The sequence below is a fragment of the Dechloromonas hankyongensis genome (assembly GCF_022012295.1).
Taxonomy (GTDB): domain Bacteria; phylum Pseudomonadota; class Gammaproteobacteria; order Burkholderiales; family Rhodocyclaceae; genus Azonexus; species Azonexus hankyongensis.
On record NZ_JAKLTN010000008.1, the window covers coordinates 37,352 to 63,374 of the forward strand.

At 62.0% G+C, this 26,023-nt stretch carries 33 protein-coding genes; 9 read left to right on the plus strand and 24 right to left on the minus strand.

The window, feature by feature from the left end:
- Positions 1-5: 5 nt before the first annotated feature.
- Together bfr and LZ012_RS18985 are read right to left on the minus strand one after the other, a co-directional pair.
- A complete protein-coding gene (gene bfr / locus LZ012_RS18980) occupies positions 6-491 on the minus strand; it encodes a bacterioferritin (RefSeq protein ID WP_275712540.1) in 486 nt (161 codons plus the stop codon).
- Between the two features lie 149 nt (positions 492-640).
- Positions 641-1,873 carry an MFS transporter gene (locus LZ012_RS18985; protein ID WP_275712541.1) on the minus strand — a complete coding sequence of 411 codons (1,233 nt, stop codon included), beginning with the start codon at positions 1,871-1,873 and terminating at the stop codon, positions 641-643.
- Positions 1,874-1,982: 109 nt separating this feature from the next.
- Here LZ012_RS18985 and LZ012_RS18990 point away from each other — a divergent pair, with 109 nt between their 5' ends.
- Entirely contained in the window at positions 1,983-2,630 is a 648-nt protein-coding gene (locus LZ012_RS18990) for an HD domain-containing protein (protein ID WP_275712542.1), read from the plus strand.
- 8 nt (positions 2,631-2,638) lie between these two features.
- On the opposite strand, the gene LZ012_RS18995 is transcribed toward LZ012_RS18990, so the two are convergent.
- The gene (locus LZ012_RS18995; protein ID WP_275712543.1) at positions 2,639-3,103 is read right to left on the minus strand and encodes a PaaI family thioesterase; all 465 of its coding nucleotides are present in this window, start codon (positions 3,101-3,103) and stop codon (positions 2,639-2,641) included.
- A gap of 251 nt (positions 3,104-3,354) precedes the next feature.
- Here LZ012_RS18995 and LZ012_RS19000 point away from each other — a divergent pair, with 251 nt between their 5' ends.
- The 3 genes from LZ012_RS19000 to LZ012_RS19010 all read left to right on the plus strand — a co-directional run bounded on the left by LZ012_RS19000 (position 3,355) and on the right by LZ012_RS19010 (position 4,615).
- On the plus strand, positions 3,355-3,807 hold the full coding sequence (locus tag LZ012_RS19000) for a CHRD domain-containing protein (RefSeq protein WP_275712545.1): 453 nt from the start codon (positions 3,355-3,357) through the stop codon (positions 3,805-3,807).
- Positions 3,808-3,828: 21 nt separating this feature from the next.
- Positions 3,829-4,311: a glutathione peroxidase gene (locus LZ012_RS19005; RefSeq protein ID WP_275712547.1), complete on the plus strand. Its 483-nt coding sequence runs from the start codon at positions 3,829-3,831 to the stop codon at positions 4,309-4,311.
- A 73-nt stretch (positions 4,312-4,384) separates the two neighbouring features.
- The gene (locus tag LZ012_RS19010; protein ID WP_275712548.1) at positions 4,385-4,615 is read left to right on the plus strand and encodes a DUF2789 domain-containing protein; all 231 of its coding nucleotides are present in this window, start codon (positions 4,385-4,387) and stop codon (positions 4,613-4,615) included.
- A gap of 33 nt (positions 4,616-4,648) precedes the next feature.
- Here LZ012_RS19010 and LZ012_RS19015 read toward each other — a convergent pair whose 3' ends face one another.
- From LZ012_RS19015 to LZ012_RS19110, 20 genes are all read right to left on the minus strand, one after another.
- Complete coding sequence (locus tag LZ012_RS19015) at positions 4,649-5,029, minus strand: hypothetical protein (protein ID WP_275712549.1); 381 nt, start codon at positions 5,027-5,029, stop codon at positions 4,649-4,651.
- Between the two features lie 73 nt (positions 5,030-5,102).
- A complete protein-coding gene (locus tag LZ012_RS19020; RefSeq protein ID WP_275712551.1) occupies positions 5,103-5,507 on the minus strand; it encodes a phage holin family protein in 405 nt (134 codons plus the stop codon).
- Positions 5,508-5,598: 91 nt separating this feature from the next.
- Complete coding sequence (locus tag LZ012_RS19025) at positions 5,599-7,833, minus strand: tetratricopeptide repeat protein (protein ID WP_275712552.1); 2,235 nt, start codon at positions 7,831-7,833, stop codon at positions 5,599-5,601.
- 309 nt (positions 7,834-8,142) lie between these two features.
- The gene (fliD, locus tag LZ012_RS19030; protein ID WP_275712553.1) at positions 8,143-9,204 is read right to left on the minus strand and encodes a flagellar filament capping protein FliD; all 1,062 of its coding nucleotides are present in this window, start codon (positions 9,202-9,204) and stop codon (positions 8,143-8,145) included.
- Positions 9,205-9,490: 286 nt separating this feature from the next.
- Complete coding sequence (locus tag LZ012_RS19035) at positions 9,491-10,882, minus strand: 4Fe-4S binding protein (protein WP_275712554.1); 1,392 nt, start codon at positions 10,880-10,882, stop codon at positions 9,491-9,493.
- On the minus strand, positions 10,875-11,678 hold the full coding sequence (locus LZ012_RS19040) for an FTR1 family iron permease (RefSeq protein ID WP_275712556.1): 804 nt from the start codon (positions 11,676-11,678) through the stop codon (positions 10,875-10,877). Before LZ012_RS19040 ends, LZ012_RS19035 begins: the two co-directional genes overlap by 8 nt.
- Positions 11,679-11,732: 54 nt before the next feature.
- Positions 11,733-12,065 (minus strand): cupredoxin domain-containing protein, encoded by a 333-nt coding sequence (locus LZ012_RS19045; RefSeq protein WP_275712557.1) that lies wholly within the window; start codon positions 12,063-12,065, stop codon positions 11,733-11,735.
- A gap of 7 nt (positions 12,066-12,072) precedes the next feature.
- Positions 12,073-13,542: a carbohydrate porin gene (locus LZ012_RS19050; protein WP_275712558.1), complete on the minus strand. Its 1,470-nt coding sequence runs from the start codon at positions 13,540-13,542 to the stop codon at positions 12,073-12,075.
- A 3-nt stretch (positions 13,543-13,545) separates the two neighbouring features.
- Positions 13,546-14,091 carry an iron transporter gene (locus LZ012_RS19055; RefSeq protein WP_275712559.1) on the minus strand — a complete coding sequence of 182 codons (546 nt, stop codon included), beginning with the start codon at positions 14,089-14,091 and terminating at the stop codon, positions 13,546-13,548.
- Positions 14,092-14,222: 131 nt separating this feature from the next.
- The gene (locus LZ012_RS19060) at positions 14,223-14,648 is read right to left on the minus strand and encodes an ExbD/TolR family protein (RefSeq protein WP_275712560.1); all 426 of its coding nucleotides are present in this window, start codon (positions 14,646-14,648) and stop codon (positions 14,223-14,225) included.
- A 1-nt stretch (position 14,649) separates the two neighbouring features.
- Positions 14,650-15,393, minus strand: coding sequence for a MotA/TolQ/ExbB proton channel family protein (locus LZ012_RS19065; RefSeq protein WP_275712561.1), 744 nt, complete (start codon positions 15,391-15,393; stop codon positions 14,650-14,652).
- A gap of 1 nt (position 15,394) precedes the next feature.
- Positions 15,395-16,030 (minus strand): energy transducer TonB, encoded by a 636-nt coding sequence (locus LZ012_RS19070; protein WP_275712562.1) that lies wholly within the window; start codon positions 16,028-16,030, stop codon positions 15,395-15,397.
- 108 nt (positions 16,031-16,138) lie between these two features.
- A complete protein-coding gene (hemP, locus tag LZ012_RS19075) occupies positions 16,139-16,315 on the minus strand; it encodes a hemin uptake protein HemP (protein ID WP_275712564.1) in 177 nt (58 codons plus the stop codon).
- Positions 16,312-17,691 (minus strand): DUF2325 domain-containing protein, encoded by a 1,380-nt coding sequence (locus tag LZ012_RS19080; protein ID WP_275712566.1) that lies wholly within the window; start codon positions 17,689-17,691, stop codon positions 16,312-16,314. Before LZ012_RS19080 ends, hemP begins: the two co-directional genes overlap by 4 nt.
- A 70-nt stretch (positions 17,692-17,761) precedes the next feature.
- On the minus strand, positions 17,762-18,181 hold the full coding sequence (locus LZ012_RS19085; RefSeq protein WP_275712568.1) for a hypothetical protein: 420 nt from the start codon (positions 18,179-18,181) through the stop codon (positions 17,762-17,764).
- Positions 18,165-18,371 carry a hypothetical protein gene (locus LZ012_RS19090; RefSeq protein WP_275712570.1) on the minus strand — a complete coding sequence of 69 codons (207 nt, stop codon included), beginning with the start codon at positions 18,369-18,371 and terminating at the stop codon, positions 18,165-18,167. Before LZ012_RS19090 ends, LZ012_RS19085 begins: the two co-directional genes overlap by 17 nt.
- 237 nt (positions 18,372-18,608) lie before the next feature.
- Complete coding sequence (locus LZ012_RS19095) at positions 18,609-20,462, minus strand: DEAD/DEAH box helicase (protein WP_275712571.1); 1,854 nt, start codon at positions 20,460-20,462, stop codon at positions 18,609-18,611.
- 199 nt (positions 20,463-20,661) lie between these two features.
- A complete protein-coding gene (locus tag LZ012_RS19100; protein WP_275712572.1) occupies positions 20,662-21,453 on the minus strand; it encodes a ferritin-like domain-containing protein in 792 nt (263 codons plus the stop codon).
- Positions 21,453-22,499, minus strand: coding sequence for an aldo/keto reductase (locus LZ012_RS19105; RefSeq protein WP_275712573.1), 1,047 nt, complete (start codon positions 22,497-22,499; stop codon positions 21,453-21,455). The genes LZ012_RS19100 and LZ012_RS19105 overlap by 1 nt, the downstream gene beginning before the upstream one ends.
- A gap of 15 nt (positions 22,500-22,514) precedes the next feature.
- Positions 22,515-22,847 carry a hypothetical protein gene (locus LZ012_RS19110; RefSeq protein ID WP_275712575.1) on the minus strand — a complete coding sequence of 111 codons (333 nt, stop codon included), beginning with the start codon at positions 22,845-22,847 and terminating at the stop codon, positions 22,515-22,517.
- A gap of 106 nt (positions 22,848-22,953) precedes the next feature.
- On the opposite strand from LZ012_RS19110, the gene LZ012_RS19115 reads away from it, so the two are divergent.
- The 3 genes from LZ012_RS19115 to LZ012_RS19125 are packed head-to-tail and all read left to right on the plus strand — an operon-like array spanning position 22,954 to position 24,762.
- Entirely contained in the window at positions 22,954-23,595 is a 642-nt protein-coding gene (locus LZ012_RS19115; RefSeq protein ID WP_275712576.1) for a DUF47 domain-containing protein, read from the plus strand.
- Positions 23,596-23,608: 13 nt separating this feature from the next.
- Positions 23,609-24,616, plus strand: coding sequence for an inorganic phosphate transporter (locus LZ012_RS19120; protein WP_275712578.1), 1,008 nt, complete (start codon positions 23,609-23,611; stop codon positions 24,614-24,616).
- Positions 24,617-24,624: 8 nt separating this feature from the next.
- On the plus strand, positions 24,625-24,762 hold the full coding sequence (locus LZ012_RS19125) for a hypothetical protein (protein WP_275712579.1): 138 nt from the start codon (positions 24,625-24,627) through the stop codon (positions 24,760-24,762).
- On the opposite strand, the gene LZ012_RS19130 is transcribed toward LZ012_RS19125, so the two are convergent.
- Complete coding sequence (locus LZ012_RS19130; RefSeq protein WP_275712580.1) at positions 24,759-24,980, minus strand: YdcH family protein; 222 nt, start codon at positions 24,978-24,980, stop codon at positions 24,759-24,761. The two genes, LZ012_RS19125 and LZ012_RS19130, sit on opposite strands and share 4 nt — an antisense overlap.
- Positions 24,981-25,047: 67 nt before the next feature.
- Between LZ012_RS19130 and LZ012_RS19135 the strand changes: the two genes are divergently transcribed.
- Together LZ012_RS19135 and greB are read left to right on the plus strand one after the other, a co-directional pair.
- On the plus strand, positions 25,048-25,356 hold the full coding sequence (locus LZ012_RS19135) for a hypothetical protein (protein ID WP_275712581.1): 309 nt from the start codon (positions 25,048-25,050) through the stop codon (positions 25,354-25,356).
- Entirely contained in the window at positions 25,356-25,913 is a 558-nt protein-coding gene (gene greB, locus LZ012_RS19140; RefSeq protein WP_275712583.1) for a transcription elongation factor GreB, read from the plus strand. Before LZ012_RS19135 ends, greB begins: the two co-directional genes overlap by 1 nt.
- Positions 25,914-26,023: the final 110 nt, after the last annotated feature.

Here is a 26,023-nt window from a genome sequence, read left to right on the forward strand (position 1 = left end):
GCTCCTCAGGTCGGGTTGCCCGAGCCCATCTGGCTCTGCAGGTAGTTGGGCAGGCCGACCAGTTCGATCAGACGCAGCTGCTTTTCGAGGAAGTAGGCATGGTCTACTTCGGTATCTTCCAACTGCACCGTCAGCATGTCGCGGCTCACGTAGTCCTGCGCCTTTTCGCAGGCGGCGATGGCGCTCTTCAGGTGGCCGTCGACCGCGTATTCAACGGCAAGGTCGGCCTTCAGCATGTCCGGCACGTTTTTGCCGATCTTCAGCGCGTCGCGTTTGGAGAGATCCGGCTTGCCTTCGAGGAAGAGAATACGCTGGATCAGGGCCCGCGCATGCTGGCGCTCGTGGTCAGATTCGTGGATGGACTTTTCGGCCAGTTCGTTGAGGCCCATATCGGCATACATTTCGCCGTGGATCAGATACTGGTCGACAGCGGTCAGTTCGCCAATAAGCAGTCCGTTAAGGATTTCGATGATCTTCTTGTCGCCTTTCATGGCTTTTCTCCGAAGGTTCGGTTAGAGAGCGGGCCGGCTGGCTGCCTCTGCTGGCTGACCCCGCCCGGATTTTATAGCTGCGGACGAAAGGTTTGAAAGGCGTATTTTGGAAAAGTTCTTTTAAAACATTTGCTTGCGAACGGTTCTCATTATCTTTGCGTAGCATTAGGCGTGCCCGGCTGACCGTGCATCACGATGCGGGCCGCAAACCAGATCGCCAGCAGGTTGGCGCCGACCGCGACATAACCGACCAGCGGATAGCCGACGATCTTGCCTCCGCCATCGAGCGAGATCAGGAAACCGGCCAGCGTCGTCGCCAGCCCCATGGCCAGCGATTGCACCGTGCCGTTTAACGACATGAAGGTGCCGCGCAGCCTGGGCTGGGCGGACGAGGCGATGACCGCCATGGCCGGGATCATGCGTCCCGAGGTCAGGACGAAAAAGCTCGTGCTGCAGATCAGCCATAGGCCGAGCGGCAGGGCGCCGGCGTGGGTGACGGCGAGCAGCGGCAGCGTGGCGAGCAGGGCGACCCAGCGGTAGATCTCGATCTTGCCGTGCTTGTCGGCCCAGTGTCCGATCAGGCGGGCGCTGACGAAGGTGGCCGAGCCGCCGACCAGATAGATGATGGGGATGTCGATCTGGGCGATGCCGACGTTGTTCACCGCATAGACGGTGATGTAGGGAATGACCGTGAAGCCGGAAAAGATGATCAGCGCCGAGAAGAGCAGGGCGCGCAGGTGGTTGGCGTCGGTCAGCACGCTGAAGGTTGCCGATAGCAGGTGCCCGCGCTTTTCGTCGCTCAGGTGATGGCGCAGTTCGGGCAGGAAGCGCAGGCCGACGACGATGAACAGCACGCTGAGCACGGCGATCAGCACGAACGGCGCTCGCCAGCCGAGATGGTTGGCCAGCCACAGCGACAGCGGCACCCCGGCGATGGTGGACAGCGAAAAGGCGCTGGACACCACGCCGCTGGCCCGGGCACGCCGGGAGAAGGGGATGGCGTCGCCGATCATGGTGTGGATCAGGGCGCCCATGATGCCGCCGAAGACCCCTGCCAGGCCGCGGGCGACGATCAGCGTGGAAAAGCCGGGCGCCAGGCCGCAGGCCAGCGTTGCCAGCCCGAACAGCGCAAAACAGGTGAGCAGGACGCGCTTGCGTTCGAACAGGTCGATGAAGGTCGCCGCCAGGATGCCGGATACGGCGGCACTGAAGCTGTAGGAGGCCACCAGCAGGCCGAATTCGTGGGTGCCGATGGCGAAGGCCCGCATCAGGATCGGGCCGAGCGGCATCATGATCATGAAGTCGAGCACATGGCTGAACTGGATGCCGGCCAGGGTCAGCAGGAAGAAACGTTCGGCGCGGGGCGTCAGCGGGGCGGTCATCGTCGGCAAAAGGCGGGAGGGGTGACAAGGATACGTGGGGATGCGCAGCTTGGGGCGAAGGGCAGTACACTTTGCGACTTTTCAGTCAGCCCGTATGCCCGAGGAACCCATGCAAACCCTGGTCGACCGCGTTGCCGCGCATATCAAGGCACGATTTCTGGCCGAAAGTTCCGGCCACGATTGGCACCACATCAACCGCGTCTGGCAACTGACGCGCCAGATTGCCTCCCAGGAAGGTGCGAATAGCGAAATCGCAGAACTTGGTGCGCTGGTGCACGACATCGCCGACTGGAAATTCCACGGCGGCGACGACAGCGTCGGGCCACGCGAAGCCGAAGCGCTGCTGCGCCGTGAAGGGGCGACAGCGGAAGTCATTGCGGCGGTGGTCGATATCGTCGCCACCATCTCCTATAAGGGGGCCGGGGTGACCACCGCGATGCGCAGCCCGGAAGGCCAATGCGTGCAGGATGCGGATCGCCTCGATGCCATTGGCGCCATCGGCATTGCCCGCTGTTTCGCCTATGGCGGCCACGCCGGCCGCCTGATGCACGATCCCGACGAGCCGCCGGTGCTGCACCAGACGGCCGCCGCCTACAAGGCCTCGAAAGGCGCCAGCCTCAACCACTTCTACGAAAAGCTGTTCCTGCTCAAGGACCGGATGAACACGCCGACTGGCCGTGCCCTGGCCGAGCCGCGCCACCGTTTCATGGAAGACTTCGTCGCGCAGTTTCTCGCCGAATGGGACGTGTCGGCCTGAGGCCCGGCTTATTTAGCGACGAAAGTGTCCGGCATCTGCAGGGCGATCACCTCGCCTTGCGCCGTCGCCACGCCCGCGCAATAGACGGTAGCCTCGACCACCACCTTGCGGCCCTTGATCTCCTTCACCCGGCCGCGGATTTCGAGCACAGGCCCGAGCGGTGTCGGCTTCAGGTAGCTGACCTGTAGCGAGCCGGTGACGAAGCGGAAGGCCGGCAGCGTGTCCATTGCCCGGTTCTCGGCCCGGTACATGGCTGCCGCCGCCGTTCCGGTGCCGTGGCAGTCGATCAGCGAGGCGAGCAGGCCACCATAGACGAAGCCGGGAATCGCCGTGTGCTCGGGGCGCGGCTGGAAATGGGTGACCGTTTCGTCGCCGTCCCAGAAGGTCTTGATCTGGTGGCCCTGCGCATTGTTGCGGCCGCAGCCGTAGCAATGGGCGAGGTTCTCCGGGTAGTAATCCTGAAAGGCCTGCATGCTGTCTCCTTGTTGTGGGGCAAACCCGCATCCTAGGGGAGGCCCGGCTACACGGCCACTGTATGGCAGGTCAGCGGGCATGCAAATCCCGCCATCTGAGGGCAGACGGACTTCTCAAGAAATGCAACGAATCCGCGAACTAACGTCGGCATCGCATCTCAAATGCATGTGGCTGCCATAGTGTCTCGCAACCATGCCACACGCGACGCTGATCTCCTTGCTGCACTCCATTCAACGACGAGAGGCTTGCCATGAACGCATTCCCGAACCGCCGCCTGGCCCTGCCAGGCATCCTCGCCGTCGCCACTGTTTTGATGGCGACGTTTTTTGTGCCGGCCTGGGCCGACGACATCAAGTTCAAGCTCTCAGGCGACATGGAAGTCCCGCCCGTCCCGACTTCGGCCAGCGGCGACGGAATGATCACCATCAAGCCCGACATGAGCGTCAGCGGCAAGGTCACCACCAGCGGGATGAATGCCACGATGGCGCATATCCACTTCGGCAAGACCGGCGTTAACGGGCCGGTGGTCATCACGCTGACCAAGAGCGGCGACAATGGCTGGATGGTCCCCGAAGGCAGCAAGCTGAGTGCCGAGCAATATCAGGCCTACAAGGCCGGCGAGTTGTACGTCAATGTGCATAGCGCCGAATTCAAGCCGGGCGAGATCCGGGGCCAGTTGATGCCGCCGAAAGCGGGCTATTGAAAGCCGAGCTGTCAGCCATCCATGACCCAGACCCTCTATGACTTCAGCGCCCGGCGCCTGACCGGTGACCAGCAGGACTTCGCCGCCTACCGCGGCAAGGTCCTGCTTATCGTCAACACCGCCAGCCAGTGCGGCTTCACCCCGCAATACACCGGCCTGGAGGAGCTGTACCGGAAGTTCAGGGACCGGGGTCTTGTCGTCCTCGGCTTCCCCTGCAACCAGTTCGGCGAGCAGGAGCCGGGTGATGCCGAAGCTATAGGCCAGTTCTGCCAGACGCGTTACGACGTGACTTTCCCGCTCTTCGCCAAGATCGAGGTCAACGGCGACAACGCCCATCCGCTCTACGTCTGGCTCAAGCATGAAGCGGCGGGCATCCTGGGTACCGAGGCGATCAAGTGGAATTTCACCAAGTTCCTGATCGACCGTGAAGGCCAGGTCGTTCATCGCTACGCCCCGGCTACCCGGCCGGACGAACTGGTCGAAGCGGTCGAAACGTTGCTCTGAGAAGCGTGCCCAGGGAACAGCCGCCGTCCGCGTCCATCGAACGAAAACCAGCCGCGATCTCAAGGAGTCTGCCATGGGTCCCCAACTGCACACCATGAGCAATCTGTTTGCTCAACTCGGATTGCCCAACCAGGAAGGGGAGGTCGAGCGCTTCATCGCCAGCCATCGCCCGTTGGACAACGAGATCGCCCTTTATCGGGCGCCCTTCTGGAGCGAGGCGCAACGCGCCTTCCTGAAGGAGGAAATCATCGAGGATGCCGATTGGGCACCGGTCATCGACGACCTGAATCGGCGCCTGAGATAGGTTGCCAGGTCTACCGACCGGGCATGGAAACGCCTAGTTGGCGCCGGAATCGGCCACCAGCTTGCCGCCCGAGGCCATCACCTTCTCGCTGAGCGCCTGCAGCGTCGCCTGGGCTTCCGCAGCGGCCTCCTGCATTTCCTCGGCAGTCAACGGCCGGGTCAGGGCTTCCAGTTCGATGCGCTGAATGTTCGGGCACTTCTCGACCACGCCCTGCAGCACGCTATCCACCTTCTTCGCGCCCAGCCCGAACAATACCTTCTCCAACACGAACAGGCGGACAACGATGATGTCTTCCGGGCTTTGCGCAGTCGCCTGCACTTCCTGGATTTCCTTGCGCAAATAGCCGCGGAACTTGAGCGGCGTCACCTCGGCCGGTATCTGCAGGACGGTGGAACGGAATTGGCCTTGGATCATGGTTGGGCAGTAGACGGGAAAGCGGGCATTTTCGCAGAAGGGGGGCGGTGGAGAAAGCCCGGATTACCGGTGCTTACATCGAGATTGTCGGGCCGGAAGTCGGCAGACGATAAACCGTCATCCCGGTGTCCGGCACCAGCGAATTCAGGAACAGGCTGAACACCGAAATGAAAAGGCTGGCGAAGAAGGCCGTCCAGAAGCCGGTAATGGTGAAACCGCGCACCAGCTTGGCAACCAGCAACAACATCAGCACATTGATGACGAGCAGGAAGAGGCCCAAGGTCAGCAGGGTCAGCGGTAGCGTCAGCACCACCAGCAAGGGCCACAACACGGCATTGACGAAGCCGAGAAGCAGGGCCGAAACGATCAGTGACGATGTGTTGGCGAAGCGGATGCCGTTGAAGACGAGGCTGACCACCCACAAGGAAAGCGCGGTGATACCCCACTGGATGAAGAAGCCGGTCAGGTTGGCGAGCATGAGTTTTGGTTCGTGAAATCGATCATTGTCGAGTATCGGGCCAGCAAATTGCGCTCCAAGCTTACCGGTTTCAAGCTGCAACGTGCAGCGTTCATGCGTTAGTGGACGAGCTGATCGTGGTCTGGAGGGTAAATGCTTTGGCGATGCTTGCCGGGAGCAGGTGGTACCGGTCCAGATGCTTTGTGCCGTCTGCAATGCCATCGCCACGGTCGCTCAGCGTGAAAACGTTGAGAAAATCCATGTCGTAGGTGCCCGTCAAGGTGCGCAGATGGGTATTCAGACTCCGAATGACCTCGACCAGTTGCTTGCCGTGCTCTTCGGGAAAGTCAGCCAGGTCGAGGTTGGTGCAAGGTACGCCTGACACGATGAGCTGGTGCCCATACGGGCGGGCCGTGCGGTCGACGAAACGCAAATATCCTTCGGCGGTGCTGCGTGCGATATCGCTGATGCTCTTTCCCGGCGATGCCCGCCACGCTTTGAGGATACCTTCATCGGGGCGGCAATCGATTTCGCCGATACACAGAAGGATGGTCGATTGACGTGGCAATTCCGCCAGCAATGCCGTGAAGCGGTGCTTGAACTTGTTCGGATGGTCGTTGCCCAGATGCCATTCCTTGCAACCGCTGATCCAGTGGGCGCGACAGTGGTAATCCGTCCCGTGGTAGCCAACGCGCAAGCCATGAGCGGCCAGTGCATGGCTTTCCCCGATGACTTCCATGGCGTTCCCGGCAGGCGGAAGTCCGGCCGGTTCGGGGTGCTGCTTCAGCAGTTGATCAAGGTAAAACCAGTAATTGGCCGCGATGCTTGAACCGGGGCCTGCAAGCGTCACGATTTCCCGGATCGATTCCAGACGATCCCGGCACGCAGCCGGCTTGCTGTCGAGAAAGTCCAGTACAGCCAGTCCGATGATCGCATCAAGTCTGATCGTCCCTGAAGCCAGTTCGGCGGTGGTGAGGTAGGCACGGCGTGCTGCCTCGATTTCACTGGAAAAAAGCGAGGTGTCGGCCAGGCTGTAGTGCGCCTCGGCAAAATTTCCTGCCTGTGCAATTGCACCGCGCAATGCGGTTTTTGCTTCTTCAAATTTTCCTTGCTCGCTTAGGGCGTTGCCAAGATTGAGCAGGGCCAGAGCATTATGTGGCGATAGCGCCAGGGCTTGGCGGCACGCATCTTCAGATTCCGGGAAGCGGCCTTGCAACTTGAGGGATGCGCCGAGATTGTTGAGCGCCAGAAAATTGTCCGGCGCGTGCCGGAGTGCCTCGCGGTAGCAGGATTCGGCAGCGCCGTGCTGCAATTTGTCTTGCAGGACGTTACCCAGATTGACGTGGGCCTCGACAAAGCCCGGGTTCAATTCCAGCACGGTGCGGTATGCGGCTTCAGCCTCTTCCAGCGCACCCTGGAGATGAAATGCGCTGCCCAGGTTCAGGTAGGCGTCGGTATTCCGTGAATCCTTGTCGAGGATCTGTCGGTATACGGCGATTGCCTCCGGATATTTGCCGCTGGTCAGCAGGATTTGAGCAAGATTGTTTTGTGCTACCGAGAAATCCGCACGGATTGCGACCGCTCGGCGATAGCAGGCCTCCGCCTCGCTGACATTGCTCTGCGCCTTGAAAGCATTGCCGAGATTGTTGTGCGCTTCGGGATAATCCGGATTGAGTTGCAAGGCACGCTGAAAGTATCGTATGGCTTCGTCGTGCCGCTTCAACTCATTAACAATGGCACCCAAGCTGTTACAGGTTTCCGCGTCATCAGGCATCAACTCGGCGCATTTCTGCATGGCGGCCAAGGCGTCAGCGAAACGCTGCTGGGCATGCAGTGCCGCACCCAGTACCTTCCAGCTTAATGCATGCTGCGGGAAGGTTTCGCTGAGCTGGCGAGCCTGTTGTTCGCATTCGGTATGGCGACCACTATTGAAGTCGTCGAGCAGTGCCCGGAGTGCCTCCGGCGGCGGGCCAGACAAGCGCATTTCAATTGCCGCAATGGCTTGCGGTGACAAGCGGGCCTGTCGCTTGGCCCGTTCAACGACGCCAGCGACGACATCGGATTGTCCCGACTGGATGAGCGCATCAATGTAAGCCAGCCAGTATTGGCTTTCCACCGGCCTAGTTTCAACCAGCCTCTTGAAATAAGGGAGGCTTTCAGTGGCCTGTTTAGATTGAACTTTGAGCACACCAAGGTTGTAGCAAGCCAGGGGCTCCATCGGCCAGCGCTTGAGTACGGCGAGGTAGCCTTTTTCCGCTTCTCGCAATAGACCTGCCTTGTGCAGATTGAGCGTCTCTTGAAGGGCTTGCAGGCATTTCTTGTCGATTGGTTGCGCACGCGCTGTCATGTCCGTCCTTCATGCATGGCCTAGTGCGGCTTCTCTGGTGCATTGGTGTAGGTCTCAGGCAGAACGCCTAGTTTAGGCGGACTGGCCGGCGCTCGCATCTTCCCTCTGCCGGAACATCGCCTATCGAGCATTTTGTTGTCGAGATGTGTTTCGCTTTTCCCAACCATACCGGCGCAACCCGCAGCAGCTTCCGTGTAGCCTGATCTACCCGGCCGCTATTGATGGGCTGGTTTGTAAGTTTCCGTAATCGGCCGCCTCGGCTTCTTTCAAGCCAGGCTGGTGTTCTTCGTTTACACCAAAACCCTCAATTCACCCGATGCCGTGCTTCGCGTTGTAACTGGCCAATGCCTTGGCCACTTGCCCAGTCGGTTTCGCCGCATCGCCCAGGCCGAACTCGGCCTGCAGGGATGTCATGTTGGTGTCGATGTAGGCAATGGCGCGCGACAGGTTGTCCAGACGGTTATTGATGAAATTGCCGTCCGAGTTCAACAGCTCGGCTGCCTTGGCGAAATGCGTGGTGAAGTCTTGCAGCGCTCCCATGGCCGCTGTCTTGTCGTTGGCAAGCGTGGCGTTCAGTCGGGCGTTATCGACGGTCGCCAGCTTCGTCACCGGATCGATGCTCAGTCCAAGATCAGCCATGCCGTGCAGCCCTTCCTTGGCACCGTAGAAGGGATTGGCGATGCTCTGCTCCAGCTCCCATTGCGACACCTTGGCCGCCTGCGTGCCGGCCAGCATGCCGCCATCCTGCAACTCACTGCCGAAACGCTGAATCCAGCCATTGTAGGCATCGGCAAAGGCCTGCACGCGGCGCTGGATTTCCTCGCCGCTGGCCGACGCATCGGTGCCGCCCAGCGTGATGGCCTCCCGCTGCAAGGCCGACACATAGGCTTTCATATCGGTCATTTCGGACGATTCGGCCTTGTAGTTGACAGCCTTGGTGTTGATGTTCGTCATCATTCGGTAGGCCGACTCCGGGTCGAACAGCGACATGTTGCGCCCAGTCGCTGAAATGCCATTCATACCGCTGATGCCGGCAGCACTGCCCAGCATGGCATCCAGCGCTGAGTTGCCGGATGTTTTGCCGGTCCCGAGAATATCGGCAAAGTTTGCCCCGCCCGATACCTTGCTGGAGGCCTGAAGGGACGAAACCAGCGTGCCGACGGATTGCGATTGAATATTCGCCATCTGCAACTTAAGGGCGGACGAAAAATCCGCTACCCCAGCCGAACCCGCCGCTGTCGTCTTCGCATTGCTGCCCTGGAGTTTGGAGAAATCGAAACTCCCGCTGTTGATTCCATTGACCGACATATCGCCTCCAACTGTATGAAAGGCCAAAGGCCCTCGTCCTGCTCTACGTCCGATTACAAGCAACAACTACACCAATGTTTGGCTCGGCCGTGGCTTATGGCAACTCGCCGCTAGACATTCCGGCCGGCCCGCTTGCAACACAAGGAAGCACAAGGCAATGGAAGTCCCTGGCTGAATTTCAATGGTCAATGGACTGACCCGAAAACGGCCGACACGTTCCCGGCAAGGCAGGTAATTTTGCCGGCGAGGCGGCAAGGCCGATCAGGAATGATCTGGCCGATTTTTGGGATATTGCGAAGGTGTGGCGAGGTCAGGCGGGCGGCCGGGTTGAAACCGGCCGCCTTGTCGTTTACCAGACGAAGAACACCAGGCTCCAGATCGTGACCATCAAACTGACGGGTAGGACCATGGTGATCCAGGCGATGGATTTCTTGCCGATGTTTTCAGGCGAGCGGCGCACCAGTTGCAGCGCCAGCCACAGGCTGCCGGAAGCGCCGAGGGTGAGCAGGGCGATGCGGAAATAGGGCAGCCAGCCGAGCCAGAAATGTTCGGCTTTCAGGTGAGTGACGGTGAGCATCGACAGGCCGAGGATGACGCTGGCGGCAGCCATCGGCGCCAGGGCCAGGGCGAAGCGTTGCCAGCTCAGGTGCTCGCTCTTGACCAGACGGGAGGCGATGGCTGGGCCAATGAGGAGCAGGCTGCCGAGCAGGAAGCCACCGCCGAGCAGGTAGCCGAGGATCAGTGCGCCGTCGAGCCAGGTGAAGAGGTCGCTGGCTTCCGGGTAATGGGTGAGCAGCCACCACGGCACGTCGTTGTCGAGCAGGGTGAAATGGTCGTGTTCGACCAGCCATTCTGCGGCGGCGATCTTGATGTGCAGCAGCCACGGGCTGACCGTCCACTGGAAGGCGGCAGTGGCGACGCCGAGTACGCCATAGACCAGGGTCAGCACGTCCGGCGTCTTGGCCGGGTTGTTGAAGTCGAGCACTTCGCTGAAAGGCGAACGCCACGACAGGGCGACGGCATCGCGCTGGCCGGCGCAGCGGCCGCAGCTATGGCATTCGCCGGCGCTGGTCATGCGCCGGACGTCGACGAGCGGGGCGCAATTGACCGGCTGGAACTCGCCTTCGTAGCGGTCCCAGGCAGCGCGGTCAACCTTGTAGTGTAGGGGAGCGATCTTGGCCAGCACGGCGAAGACGCCGGAAGCCGGGCACAGGTAGCGGCACCAGATGCGCTTCTCGCGGCCGTAGAGCAGGCCGATGACGATGGCGGCGATGGTCGAGCCGCCGAGCACCAGCAGGGCAGCCTGCGGATATTCGTAGACGCTGACCAGCTGGCCGTAGACGGTGGTGCAGATGAAGGCAACGAAGGGCCAGCCGGCCCATTTCAGCCAGCCGGGCAGGGCCTTGCCGCGGCCGTACTGGCTGATCCATTCGGAAATGAAGCCTTCCGGGCAGAACAGGCCGCACCAGACGCGGCCCATGGTCACCGTGGCGATCATGACGCCGGGCCACCACAGACCCCAGAAGCAGAACTGGGCGAACAGGCGCAGGTTGTCCCAGATATGGGCGTCTTCCGGCGGCAGTGGCAGGAAAGCGGGAATGACCACCAGGCCGGCATAGACCACAACAACCAGCCACTGCACGGCGATGATCGGGGCGCGATAGCGGCGCAGCAGCAGGCCGAGCTTCTCGATCCGGCTGCGCGGCTGGCTGGGGTGGAAGCGCAGGATGTGCTCAGCCATGGGAGGTTTTCCGCCAGGCGAACAGCACGGCGCCCCAGTAGCCGGCCCAGAGCAGCAATTCAGAAAGCGGCGGCCGGGCGCGATAGCCGGAGAAGTCGGCGAACAGCTTGCCGCCCTTGGTCGTGTCGTCGAGCAGCAGCGAGGTATCCCACACCGGATCGAGCAGGGTCGGCAGATAGCCGGCACCAATCAGGCGGTCAAGGGCGGCGACGAGCAGGGCCGAGGCCAGTACCAGCAGCAGGATGGAGGACAGACGCAGAAGCAGGGCGATATTGAGCCGGGCCAAGCTCTTCGCGGCCAGCCAGGCGGTAAAACCGGCGGCGGCGAAGCCGGTAATGGTGCCGATGGCCAGGGCGCTCATTTCGCCGCCCTGGGCCAGGCCGTAGAGGAAGATCACCGTTTCGGCGCCTTCGCGGGCCACGGCCAGCGCGGCGACGACGGCCACGCCGAGAAAGCCGGAACGTTCGGCGGCGGCCGCCAGATCGGCATGCAGCCGGGCTTTCATGGTTCGGCCATGCTTGCGCATCCACAGCACCATCTGGGTAATCAGGCCGGCGGCAACGAACAGGGTCGCGGTCTGGAAGATTTCCAGCGCCTCTCCAGTCAGCTCGTCCTGCACCGAGAGCAGCGCCCAGCCGAGCAGCAGGGCCATGCCGGCGCCGGCGGCGAGGCCGAGGAAAAGGGCGCGCTTGCCCTTGCCCGTGTCGTCGTTGGCCTGCAGCCAGGCGTAGAGAATCCCGGCGATCAGGAAGGCCTCGAGGCTTTCCCGCCACACGACAAAAATTGCGTTACCCATGCTGTGCTCCGTGCTTGCTGGCTATTTTTTTGAATTGGCTGGCTGGCAGCTGGCTTACTTGGCGACGATCTTGCCTTGCCCGGTTTCCGGGTGGAAATCGTCAAAAAACTTGTAGCTTCCCGGTTTCATCGGAAAGAAAACCAGGCTGCGCGTGACGCCGGGCGCAAGCACCAGTTCCTTCTTCAGTTCGAGACTCTCGAATTCCGCGGCACCTGGCCCCTCGTTCTTCACCTCCAGCCGGAAGCGCGTGTTGGCAGGCACTTCCAGCGTTTCGGGAAAGAGACGGCCTTCCTTCATCAACAGCTTGTAGGTCGGCATGTCGTCGGCCAGTGCAGCGCCGGACGCGAATAATAGGCTGAATACCGCGGAAAGGAGAGCGTGTTTCATATGTTTCTCAATAGGCGATGTTGGCGCGCACGGCGAAGACCTTGACCGACTTGGCGTCGGCATTGCCGCCGCCGTTGGTCACGTACTGGAAGTCCGGCGACAGTTCGAACTGCGGCGACAGGCGATAACGATAGTAGATTTCTGTGACCTTCTCGGCGCCTTGCGGCGTGAAAGCGTAGGCCGCCATTGTATGCGCGTCGTCCAGCCAGGCGTTCTGCGGCGTCGTGCGGTAACCCTTGCCGGATTGCAGCCAGGCGCTGGCGATACCGATGGCGTCGGCACCGCGATTCCAGTAGCCGCCCGAGAATTCGGCGCCGACCGTCGCTGCCTGGTTGAACGGCAGTTCACCCTTGATCATCTTGCCGTAGCGGCCGAAGACGGTGATGCCGTCGCCGATGCGCTGGTCGATGGAGACGCCGATGCCGGTATGCTTGGATTGGTTGCCGTCCCAATCGGTGCCCTGGCTGCGGTTCCAGCCGTAGATGCGGTAGTTGCCGAGCAGGCCGTCAAAACGCATCTGTTTCTCGGCCTGCACCATCAGCAATGGCGAGGACAGGCTGCGCTGGTAGTTGGAGCCGCGGTCGCCGGCGCCGAACAGACCGATCGAGATGCGCCACGGTTGCGGTTTGTCGAACCAGTTCAGGTAAGAGGCAACGAAGCCCGGCTGGAAGCCGTTGGCATCGACGCCGACTTCGCCGCCGGCATCGAGCAGCGGGTTGTGCACGAAGACCGAATTCAGGAACTGCTTCGATTCGTCGCCGCCGCCCTTGTTCTGGTCGAAGAAGCCGAAGATGTCCATCTTGCCGAAGGTCAGCTCCAGCGTTTCCCGCGAATAGGGCTTGAAGCCGAGGAAGGGCAGCGGAATCGAGGCCTGGTACCAGGCCTGGCCGAGGATGGTCACCGAGTCGTCCGGGCTGGCGCCGGAGGCGCGGAAAGCAAGGGCGTTCGGCGCGCTGGCAAAATGGCCGAGGTTGGAGAAGGCGGCGTTCAGACCGAGGCCCTGACCCATGCGCAGATGGGCGAACAGCTTGTGGTCGATATCGCCGACCGGCTTGAGGGGTAGTTCGACGGAAACGTCGGCGCGGTAGTTCAGTTGCGACGGGCCGTTTTCCAGTCCGTCAGGGAGGCCGTAGGCCTTCTGGCCCACCGTCGCCAGCGAAGCGCCGACTTTGATGCCGTCGAGTGCCTCGGCGATCTTCTGGGCCTTCTTCATGTTCAGCTGGTCCTTCTCGACCGCCTTGAGGCGGACGGTCAGTTCCGGCTCGTCTTCGGACAGGCGCGGGCTGTCCAGCGATTGGGCGACCTTGGTGTTTTCGCCCTTGAGTTCCTTGACTTCCTTTTCCAGCTCGGCGTTGCGGGCTTCGAGCCTCTCCATGCGTTCCATCAGCTTTTGCAGCATGGCGCTATCCGAGGCGGCGAGGGCGGGCAGGGCCAGCCCCGCCGCGACAAGCGCAGCGGTCAATTTGGCGAGTTGCATGGCTTAGTACCCGCCCTTTTTGCCGATGCCGACGTAGGTGAATTCGTATTCGACTTCGATCGGCTTGAACCACGGGCGGACGCCGGTGGCGCGGTCGGTATGGCGGCCGAAATGGGCGTGTGGGTTGGCCGACGGCGGCAGCACGGTGTACTTCACCTTGTACTTGCCGGGACCGGCCAGCTTGATGTTGTCGCCGTAGTGCGGGCCGTCGTTGGCGACCATAGGCATGAATTCGCCGGCCACCTTGAAATCGCCGCCGATCTTGGAAACTTCGAATTTGACGACGAGGTAGGGAATCCAGGCGCCTTCTTCGAAACCGTTCGGGTTGTTGGCCAGCGCGTGGATGTCGGCCTCGATGTGGATGTCGGATTCGCTCGCCTTCTTCATCATGCCTTCCGGTTCCATTTCGACCGGTTGCAGATAGACGGCGGCGATTTCCATCCCGGCGCGCTGTTGCGGCACGCCGATCGGGTATTCGATGGCCAGGGCCGGAGCGGCCAGGGCGGCGGACAGCGCCAGAGCGGAGATGAGTTTCTTGGTGGACAGCATGTGGTAAGACTCCCTGAAAGTCTCTGGCTCGCTTACCGCAACACCGCTAGCTATCCGTTTTGGCTGGCTGGCGTTGGGCTGGCTGGCTCGAGGATTATTGAATGAGTGAAATTGTAAAGGTTGAAAAAGGTTCAGCGGTGTTCTGATCCCGGTTGGGTGACAAACCCGATCTTGGCCAGCCCGGCGCGACGAGCCGCACTCATCGTTTCGGCCACGGCTTCGTAGCGGGTGGCGCGGTCGGCCTTCAAGTGCATTTCGACATTGGCGTCCTGGGCCACGGCGGCGCGGAACTTCTCTTCCAGGCTGGCCGGGGAAACCGCTTCGCTCCCAACGAAGACGGCATTCTCGGCATTGATCGACACCTGCAGCGTCATCGGCTTTTCCGGCGTCGGCGTGCTGGCGGCACGCGGAAGGTCGACCTTGACCGAGTGCGTCATCAGCGGCGCGGTGATGATGAAGATGATGAGCAGGACCAGCATGACGTCGACCAGCGGCGTCATGTTGATTTCCGCTGTCGGCATCTGGGTGCCTTGCGAGTTGAAGCTGCCGAGTGCCATGTTATGCAGCCTCCGTGGCGGCGCGGGCACGCATCGGGTGGATCTGGGCGCTGTTGGCGACGAAGGGCTTGCCGACGGTGAAGAAGGCGTGCAGATCGTGGGCGAAGGCGTCGAGGTCGGCCAGCACGACGCGGTTGGCGCGGGTGAAGGCGTTGTAGGCGAAGACGGCGGGCAGCGCGACGGCAAGGCCGGCGGCGGTCATGATCAGCGCTTCGCCGACCGGGCCGGCAACCTTTTCCAGGGCTGCCTGGCCGGACAGGCCGATGGCGACCAAAGCGTGGTAGATGCCCCACACCGTGCCGAACAGGCCGACGAAGGGAGCGGTGGCACCGGTCGTGGCGAGCAGGGTCAGGCCGTTTTCCATGCCGGCCTGGGTGACCGACAGTTGCTGGCGCAGGGCGCGTTCCATCTGCTCGGCCGGGTCGAAACGGGAAGCCAGGCGGCCGGTGACGGCTTCGCATTCATGATTGCAGCAGTTGGCTTGCTCCGCCAGTTCGGCGTAGGGGCTGTCGCCGCCGGCCTGGCGCAATTTGTCGAGCCCTTCGCCGACGCTGGTCGCTGCCCAGAAGCCGCCGACGGCCTTGGCGGCGCGACGAACGCGATACCAGTCCCAGGCCTTGGCCAGAATCAGGTACCAGCTGGCGATCGACATGGTGATCAGGATGTAGGCAACGGCGTGCGAGACCAGGTCGCCACTGGCCCATAGGTGGGCAAGGCCGAAGGCGTTTTGGGTGGTTTCCTGCATGTTATTGCTCCAATTTGAAAATGATCGGGACGAGCACAAAGCTCTGGATGGCCGTATCGCCTCGCTTGGCCGGGATGAATTTCCAGTTGCGCACGGTTTTCAGGGCAGCTTCGTCGAGGCGGGTGCTGCCCGACGAAGTCTTGATCTCGACGTTGTCGGCCGTGCCTTGCGGGGTGACCGAAACGCGCAGGGTAACCTTGCCTTCTTCGCCCATCCGCTTGGACAGTGGTGGGTACGGCGGGGCCGGGTTCTTCAGGTAGTCGGCATCGAAGCGGGCCTGGACGACCGGCTCGGCGGCCGGCGGCGCAGGCTTGACCTCGGGCGGCGGGGCGACCGGTGCAGCCGGGGCGGGCTGGGTGCTCTGCGTGGCTTCGAGTACCGGAATAGTCGGTTTCGGTGTCGGTGCCGGCTTTTCGCGGACGGGGTGCGGTTTCACCACCGGCAGCGGCTTGGCTTCCGGCTGTTTTTGTTCGGCCGGTGGTTGCAGCAGGTCGACGATGAGCGGCATTTCCATGATCTGCGGCGCGACGGTCTTGGCCGCCATGACCACCAGCAGGACAAGGACGTGGGCACCGATGACGATGCCGAGCAGTCCGCTGCGCTGGGCTGAAGAGGGTCGGGAGAGGGCGTAGCTCATGGATGCTGGTTTCTCGGTTTCTGCTCCCGGCTCACTGCCAAAAAACCCCTGGCTTGCTGGCGCTTGGCTTGCTGGCTGTGGGAACGAGAGGGTTACAACGGAGGAGAGTTATTTGGTCAGGATCAGCTTGTTCTCGCGCGTCACCCGCAAAAGGTAGCGCTGGCCGGCATGTTCAATTTCGACTGCGGACGAGCCCTGGAGCAGTGCTCCGCTATCGACGCGCGGACGCTGGGTGGGTGCTGAACTGGTCAACGTTTGGGCGGGCGGCTTGGGTTGGCTGTTCATGATTTGGAAGGATAACGAGAATGGTTCGCATTGTTGTGTAATTGAGAATTATTGTCAACAATGTTATGCCGTGTTTCTGCGCCAGTTGCAGCACCGTGCCCGAGATCGCCGAGCAGGCGGCCGAAACCCGAGATGCCGCTGCCCTTGACGAAGACGCAGGGCTTGCCGGTGCGTTTGCACTGTTCCTTGACGCGCCAATAGGCGTTGTGACTGATGCAGCCGGTCTGGCAGATGACCAGGTCGGCGGCGGCCAGGGCGCTGTCGATGCGGTGCAGGCTTTCCTCCAAGCCGCCGTCGTGGTGTAGGAAACGGCCGCCATGGCGCTCGACCGCATCGCGATAGCCGTCGATGGCGCCGGAACGGCCACCGACACAGAGAATGCACTTGCCGTCGAGCGATTCGCCGGCCGCAATCTCGGGTGTGGCGGCCTGGATGCTTGCCATGGCCGTTCCCGCTCCTTCATTAGGCGCTGGTTCAAGTTCTGTGACACGCCGGCGCAAGCGCTCCAGTTCCTCACCTTGTTCGCGGCACTGGGCAAGCAGGGCGGCAGCGCGGGCTTCGGCATCGTCCGCCCGGCGGGCCAGGGCTTGCCGTTGTTTCAATTCCGGCACGCTGTCGCGCAGCTTCCCCAATTCGGCCGACAGGCGGGCGATGCAGGCGTCGCGGCCGGCCTGCTCGGCGCGTAATTCGGTGAGGCGCTTGGCCAGGGCGCGGGTTTCCTGCGCCTTTTCATGGCGGGCGGCTTCCGCTTCAGTGCGCAGTTCGGCCAACTGGCAGCGCAGTTCGGCATTCTCGCCTTGCAGATGGCGCAGGGTTTTCAGGTCGGCACGGGCGCCGGTACCGATCTGGTGCTGGATCATGTGGATGTCGGCGTAGATGTCCTGCTCAAGCTGCGTGTCGCAGGCGGGATGCGTCCAGGCCGCCCATAGCGCGCCCGGCAGTTCGACGCCGGTCCGCGTCGCCTCCTGCCACAATTGGCGGACGCCATCACTCGTTTTCATGGCAGCGAAGCGGCGGACGATCAGCGTGTAGCGCTTTTCCATCGTCTTGTGCAGCAGGTCGGCCAGTGGACTGCGCGTTTCGCAGGCGCCCACGGCAGAGGTGTGCAGGACGAAATCGGTGGTGTCGCGCGGCAGATGCATCACTTTCTGCATCAGGCTGCGCAGTTCCGTGACCTCGAAACAGCTGCCGATGACCGGGCAGTGATACTTGTGCGGAATTTCCCACAGCTTGCGCCGCCGCGAAGTGCTGACCGGCGCGACGGTCTCGGCAGTTTCGACGGATGGGCGGCGCAGCAGGGCAGCATCCACGCCGACAGGATTGGGGGAGCGGGCGGAAAAGCGGCCGCCAACGACGTGATAGGGGATTTCGGGCATGTTCGTACTCCGTGGGGGAATGCGCGGCTGGCTGGCCGGGTGCCCGGTTGGCTGGCGAATATAAACAGGATCAGGTGTGGTCGGTGCTTTTGTCGTGCAGGGAGTCGAGCGCCGCATCGCGCTCACGGGCCAGCCGCTCGCATTCGCGATGCGCGGCGCCCAGTGTCCGGTCAAGGAACCACAGGCGATGGGCGGCGGCGGCCATTTGCTCGTTATGGTCGCGCAGCGCCATCAGCTGCTGGCCGAGGGCGACGATGGCCTGGCCGTTTTCCAGTTCATCGACCTGCAATTGGAGCCTGGCGTTCAGTTCGCTCTGGCGATTGACTTCGTTGGTCAGTCCGACGACCTTGCGAGCGCTCAGCGTTGCCGAGCGGCGCTGGGCGCTGCGGGCATCGCGCAGGGCCAGCCGCAAGGCGAGGATTTCCGCTTCATTCTCGGCGATGGCGGGCTCGCGTTCGAGAAGGCTGCGGTCCTTAAGCGGGGCAAGCATGGGGATGCTCCGGGCTGGTCAGGCGGTCGCTGGCCCGCTCGCACAGGCGGCGGGTGGCGTCGTCCACGCCGTCGGTGGCGCTGAACTGGTCGAGCAGGCGCGCGGCATTCAGGGCGGAATGTAGGCAACCGGTTTCGGCATGGATCAAGACTAGGCTGAGGGCTCCGGCCCAGAGTTCGTTTGACGGCATGGTGCTTCTCCCGATCAGGTGGGGGTCAGGTGGGGATTGCGGTAAGCAGCGCCCAGCCGAGGAGCAGGGCGGCAATCGAAATGTGGGCGATGAGGGAGCGCATGGTGCGGTTGCTTGTTGAGAATGGTTCCTATCTTACGGAGTCCTGTGAATTTGTAAACAGGAATTATTCGCATTAATGCAAATGGCGCAAAAAAACCACGGGCCAGGCCGTGGTTCCTTGTGCATCCGGAGAACTTAGCGGTCGTCGAATTTCTTCTTCTTGAAGCCGCCGCGGTCGCCGTCGAACTTGCGCTCACCGCCGCCAAACTTGCGTTCGCCGCCGAAGCTGCCGCCCGGGCGGCCTTCATCGACACGCAGGTTGATCGGCACGCCGCGGATGCGGGTGCGCTTCAGGGCGTTGGAGGCTTCATTCGGCATGCCGGCCGGCAGTTCGACCGTGCTCGATTCCTCGTACAGGCCGATGCGGCCGATGAAGCGGCTTTCGATGCCGGCTTCGTTGGCGATGGCGCCGACGATGTCGCGCACTTCGACGCCGTGCTCGCGGCCCACGTCGATGCGGTAGCGCACCATGTCGCCGGCCGGTGTCGGACGGGCCGGGCGCTCGGTGCGCGGCGGACGGTCTTCGAAACGGGGACGCTCGCTGCGTTCGCCACGGTCTTCAAAGCGCGGGCGCTCGCCGCGGTCCTCGAAACGCGGCTTGCGTTGTTCCCGGTCGCCGAAAACGCCCGGACGGCTGTCGCGCGGCGCCGGGGCGGGGCGCGGGTCTTCACCGGCGATCTGCAGCGGCTTGCCTTCCTGGGCCATCATGGCCAGGGCGGCAGCGACTTCCTCGGCACCGACATTTTGCTCTTCAGCAATCTGCGACACGATGTTGGCGAAGAAATCGAGGCCTTCGGCATTGAGCACCTCGGCCACCTTGCTCTTGAAGTCGGCGACGCGCTTGTTGGTGACGTCGGCGCGCGACGGCAGGGTCAGCGGCGCGATCGGCTGGCGGGTGGCGCGTTCGATGGTGCGCAGCATGCGGATTTCGCGCGGCGCGACGAACAGGATGGCGTTGCCGTTACGACCGGCGCGGCCGGTACGGCCGATACGGTGCACGTAGGCTTCGGTGTCGTACGGGATATCGTAGTTGACCACGTGGCTGACGCGCGGCACGTCGATGCCGCGGGCGGCAACGTCGGTGGCGATGACGATGTCCAGGGCGCCGGACTTCAACTGCTCGATGACGCGTTCGCGCATCTGCTGATTGAGGTCGCCGTTCAGGGCGGCGGCAGCATAGCCGCGGGCGTTCAGTTTGTCGGCCAGTTCGACGGTGGCGGTCTTGGTGCGCACGAAGATGATGGCGGCGTCGAAATCGTCCTCGACTTCCAGAATGCGGGTCAGCGCATCCAGTTTGTGCATGCCGCTGACCTGCCAGTAAACCTGACGGATGGCGGCGACGGTGGCGGTAGCGGACTTGATCTTGATTTCGCGCGGCTCGACCAGGTATTTCTGGGCGACGCGGCGAATCTGTTCCGGCATGGTGGCCGAGAACAGGGCGGTCTGGTGCTGTTCCGGGGTGCGTTCGAGAATCCACTCGACGTCGTCGATGAAGCCCATGCGCAGCATTTCGTCGGCTTCGTCGAGCACCATGGTGCGCAGGTTGTCGAGATTGAGCGTCTTGCGCTCCAGGTGGTCCATGACGCGGCCCGGCGTACCGACGATGACGTGGGCGCCACGGGCCAACTGCTTGAGCTGGATGGTGTAGCTCTGGCCGCCGTAGATGGGCAGCACGTGGAAGCCCGGCAGGTTCTTGGCGTAGCTTTGCAGCGCCTCGGCAACCTGGATGGCCAGCTCGCGCGTCGGCGTCAGGATCAGGGCCTGCGGCTTGCTGACCTTGATGTCGATCTGTTCCATCAGCGGCAGCGCGAAGGCAGCGGTCTTGCCGGTGCCGGTCTGCGCCATGCCGATCATGTCATGCCCGTCGAGCAGGATGGGGATGCACTGGGCCTGGATGGGGGACGGGGTTTCGTAACCGATTTCGCTGAGCGTCTTGAGCAGCGATTCGCTCAAACCGAGCTCGGCAAAATTTTCGACGGATGTCGACATATTGTTGTTTCCTTTCCTCGTCGATGCGCGGCTTATGGCGGCGGGCGACGGATTGGCCCGATGGTCGGGCGGCCTGGGTGACCCCGACGCAGCCGTTGCCGGGGAATGAATCAATGGGGTGAAACCTGCACAAGAACCTGATACCGGTGGCTGCTCGGAATTACTGCGGGCGAAACATCAACGCATTGAATTGATTATTCTACACTTTTTCGGCGAGGACGGCCAGCTCTGCCGGCGAAAAGCCTGCTGCCAGGCGTGCCGACTCGTTCATCGGCGTGATCGGACGGGGCGCCTTGAACTGGCGAAGCAGGTCGCGGTAGGTGCTTTCCGGCTCCAGGTTTCGCTCATTGCAGAGTTGGCGAAACCACTGGTCGCCGAGGCCGACATGACCGATCTCGTCGCGCAGGATGATGTCGAGCACCCGCGCGCTGGCCTGGTCGCCGACCTGCTCCAGGCGGCGCTGGATGGGTGGCGTGGCGTCCAGGCCGCGCGCTTCGAGCAGGCGCGGCACCAGCGCCATGCGGGCGAGCGGATCGTCGGCCGTCTTCATGGCCATTTCCCACAGCCCGGCATGGGCCGGAAAGTCGCCGTAGTCGTGGCCCAGGCTGTTCAGGCGTTCGCGCAGAATCCTGAAGTGATAGGCCTCCTCGGCGGCGACAACGATCCAGTCGGCGTAATACTGCTTAGGCAGGCCGCGGAAGCGGGCGGCATGGTCGAGTGCCAGGTTGATGGCCGAGAACTCGATATGGACGATGGCATGCAGCAGGCGCGCCCGGCCCTCCACGGTCGTTGGGCTGCGCTGCGGCACCAGCTTGGGCGGGACCAGTTCCGGCTTGTCCGGACGGCCGCAGTGCAATTCGACCGTCGCTTCGTCGCACCAGTCGAGTCGCCCGTTCTTCCAGTCCTCGGCGAGCGCTTCGGTCAGCGCCAGTTTCTGGGCGACATCCGGCGTGGCCAGCGCCGCGGCCAGGCGGGTAAACAGCGATTCCATCAGGGCGCCGGGTTGGTGTATTGCAGGTGGATGGCGTCGATTCCGGCCTGTATTTCGGGTGAGATCGGCGTCAGCGTGGCGGGCAGGGTCTCATGTAGCTGCTCCAGCGACGAGGCGCCGATGATGGTGCTGGCGACGAACCAGCGCGAACGCACGAAACCGAGGGCCAGTTGGGTCAAGCTCAGGCCGTGCTTTTTCGCCAGTTCGGCATAGGCGGCGACGGCCGGCGCGACGTTGACCTTGGTGTAACGCTGACCGAAGGCCGGCCACTGGGTCAGGCGCCCGGGGGCGGCAGGGTTGGTCAGGTATTTGCCGGTCAGGTGCCCGAAGGCGAGCGGCGAATAGGCGAGCAGGCTGACCTGTTCGCGATGGCAGACTTCGGTCAGGCTCGTTTCATAGGTCCGATTCAGCAAGTTGTAGGCGTTCTGCGTCGACACAATATGGGGCAGGCCGTGTTCGGCGGCGAGCCGGCTGAATTCCATGATCCCCCAGGGGTGCTCATTGGAGACGCCGATGGCGCGGACCTTTCCTTCCTTGACCAGTTCGGCCAGCGCTTCCAGTTGCGCGCGGATGGGCGTGCATTCGCGCTCCTTGCCCGGCTCGAACTGCCATTGGCCGAACATCGGCTGGTTGCGCTCCGGCCAGTGCAACTGATAGAGGTCGACGTAGTCCGTCTGCAGGCGCTGCAGCGAGCCTTCGATGGCGGCGCGGATGTTGGCACGGTCCATGGCCGGCGGGCCGTTGCGTATCCAGCTCAGGTTACGGCTCGGGCCGGCGACCTTGGTGGCGATCAGCACCCTGTCGCGCGCCTGCTTGCGCAGCCAGCGGCCGACGATCGCTTCCGAGGCGCCGCAGGTTTCGGCCCGGGCCGGCACCGCATACATTTCGGCGGTGTCGAAAAAATTGACGCCATGGGCGAGGGCATAGTCGAGCTGGGCGTGGGCGTCAGCCTCGCTGGTCTGTTCACCGAAGGTCATCGTGCCCAGGCAGACATCGGGAACGGACAGTGCTGTGCCGCCAAGGGCGTGGTGCTGAAGGGATGGCATGGTTTTCTCCGGAATTCAGGGGCGGGTACAGAGGACGCCATAGATCAATACGTGGCGTTCTAATAATGAGTCGTAGCCGGCGGGAACAATCGCCAGATGGTGTTCGGTCGGGTCGCTGCAATGATTATCTACCCAGCGGCGGGCGGCGGCGTAGGCGTCGTCAAAACTGGCGAATAGGGGTTTTAATTGCGGCGTACGCACGGGTGCCAGCTCACCGGTCGCCTGGTCGAGCAGCTGATCGGTGTCGAGCAACTGGACGGCATAACCGGCGGGAGGGCGAGGTAGCGGCAAGGCCGTGATATCAAAGCGGTCGCCAAAAGCGTCGGCTGGAAACTGTGTGTCGGGCATGCCCCATTTTATCCGCTGACAGTGCTGTGTAGTCAGTCTCTGTCAGAAAGGCTGAGGTGCGGCATGCTAGAATGGCAAGCTGTAATAATCATTAAACGGAACTGTCATGTTCGGTCGCTTGATGCCCAGGGAGGGCAAGTACTTCGATCTTTTCAATGCTCACGCCGAGCTGATCACCCAAGGCGGCAAAGCCTTGTCCAACCTGATCGGCGCGCTGGTCGATCAACAGCCGGAGCAGGCTGATCGTTTTGCTGAGGAAATCGATACGCTGGAGCGCAACGCCGACGCGATTACCCATGACACGCTGTCCCAGTTGCATACCTCGTTCATCACGCCTTTCGATCGCGACGAAATCCATCAGTTGATCAACGGCATGGACGACATTCTGGACATCATCCAGGACGTCGCCGAATCGATGTCGCTGTACGACATCCGTAAAGTGCCGGCCGAGGCCAAGATCATGGCCGAAGTCACCGAAAAGTGCTGCGCTTCGGTCCAGTCGGTCGTCAAGCTGCTGCACAGCATGGACAACGCACCGGCCATCCTGAAGTTCTGCCACGAAATCGACGAACTCGAAACGGACGCCGACCGTGCTCTGCGTTCCGCCATGTCCAAGCTCTTCCGCGAGGAGCCGGACGTGCGGGAAGTAATCAAGCTCAAGCAGATCTACGAGATTCTCGAATCGGTTACCGATCGCTGCAAGGACGTGGCCGGTACCATCGAAGCCATCGTCCTCGAAAATTCCTGAGCGGTAGCGCGGCATGGATACCGTGCAAGTCAGTATCTGGGTCGTCGGGACCCTGGTTTTCGTTGCCCTGCTGTTCGATTTCATGAACGGCTTTCACGACGCGGCCAATTCGATCGCGACCATCGTGTCGACGCGGGTTCTCAAGCCGCACCAGGCGGTCATCTGGGCATCGGCCTTCAATTTCCTGGCCTTTTTCCTGTTCCAGCTGAAGGTTGCCACGACGATCGGCAAGGGAACCATCGATCCGTCCATCGTCGATTACTACGTCGTCTTCGGCGCCTTGGTCGGGGCGATCATCTGGAACATCATCACTTGGTATTACGGCATCCCGTCGTCTTCCTCGCATGCCCTGGTCGGCGGCCTGGTCGGTGCGGCCGTTTCCAAGGCCGGGGTGGATGGCCTGATTACCGCCGGCGTCCTGAAGATCGTCGCTTTCATCTTCGTCGCCCCGTTCCTCGGCTTTGTCATCGGCGGCCTACTGATGGTCATCGTTTCGTGGATCTGCCGCGGCATGGCGCCGCGCAAGGTTGACAAGCATTTCCGTCGCTTCCAGCTGCTGTCGGCCGCCGCCTATAGCCTGGGGCACGGCGGCAACGATGCCCAGAAAACCATCGGTATCATCTGGATGCTGCTCATCGCGACCGGTTATTCCAGTTCCACCGATCACATCCCCAGTTGGATTGTGCTGGCCTGCTACACGGCGATGGGTCTGGGAACCATGTTCGGTGGCTGGCGTATCGTCAAGACCATGGGCAATCGCATCACCAAGCTCAATCAGGCGCGCGGTTTCTGCGCCAACAGCGGTGGCGCGGTGACGCTGTTCCTGGCTACGGCTTTTGGTATTCCGGTATCCACCACGCACACGATTACAGGCGCCATCGCCGGTGTCGGCTCGACGCGCGGTGCCCGTCGGGTCCGCTGGGGTGTGGCGGGCGGTATTGTCTGGGCATGGATTCTGACCATTCCCTGTAGCGCGGCCATGGCGGCCATCGCCTGGTATATCGGCACGCTGGTGCTTTGATACTGCGCTTGATTGCCTTTTCGGTCCTGCTGGGGGCGCTGGCCGGGCTGGTCTGGCAATTTCCCTTCCTCTGGGAACTGGCACTGGCCGCGCTGCTCGGCGGTGTCTACTGGATGTTCTTCCGCATCCCGCCTGACCGGAGTTAGGCCGGAATGTCCGGCACCAGCATCTGCTCCAACTGCAGTATGCGGTCTTTCAATATCAGTTTGCGTTTCTTCAGGCGCCGGACCAGCAGGTCATCCGGAGGCGGATTTTCGATCAGGTGGGTGATCACCAGGTCGAGGTCGCGATGCTCGACTTGCAGTTCGTGCAGTTGACTACGGAGGTCGCTGATTTCGCCGTCGCTCAGCGGATGAAGGGACATGTTCGGCTCCTGCCTGCTTCCAATGTTTTGCTAGAATACCCCGAACAAATCAATGGAGGAGAGAGAAATGCAGCACCATGTAATTGTCTCGTTCGGTAAAGAAAAAGAATTTGAATTCAAGTTTACCGGGGGCGCTGCGTCGGACGAGGCACGCAAATGGTTCGACCATGAATTTACAGCGCTGGAATGCGATGTCGCTACGCCGACCGGCAAGATTCTGGCCGTCGACCGTATTCTCAGTGTCGCCAAGTACGCCGGTGAAAATCGTTTCCGTGAGCAGGGCGCCTGGGCCGACCAGTTCGCCAAATACACAGCCGCCTTGCTCGGCCGTGAACTGATCCGGGTGGACGTCGAGCATTACAGCATCGGGTATTGATGAACAAGGCGTTTGTTCGGGAGAGCGATGGTGAAGATGATGAAGAACTCGAACCATCGCTGAAGCTTCCGGCTGGAACCCGCAATTACATTACCCCGGCTGGCCACGCCCGCCTCAAGGATGAGTTGGAACATCTCGTCAAGCGTGAGCGGCCACATGTGGTCGAGATTGTCGCCTGGGCCGCATCGAACGGTGACCGTTCGGAAAACGGCGACTATATATATGGCAAACGCCGTCTCAGAGAAATCGACCGGCGTATTCGCTTCCTGACCAAGCGCCTGGATTTCGCCGAAGTGGTGGATCCGCTCCGCCAGGGCGACAACGATCAGGTTTTCTTCGGTGCCCGTGTAACCATTGCCGATCAGGATGGTCAGGAAAATACCTATACCATCGTTGGTGTGGACGAAGCCGATGTTGCACGCGGCCGTATCAGTTGGGTATCGCCCTTGGCGCGTGCCTTGATCAAGGCCAAAGAAGGCGATTCCATCCGCTTCCAGAGTCCCGTCGGTGTTCGCGAGATCGATATTCTTGAAGTGGTCTACGCGACCATTGATTGAACAGGTTCTATATATAGAGGGATTTTGTTTAATGAAAGGCAGCTTCGGCTGCCTTTTTTGTTGTCTTCTGGTTTTCTATATGGAGCGGGTTTGCCGAGGGTTCGCTGGGC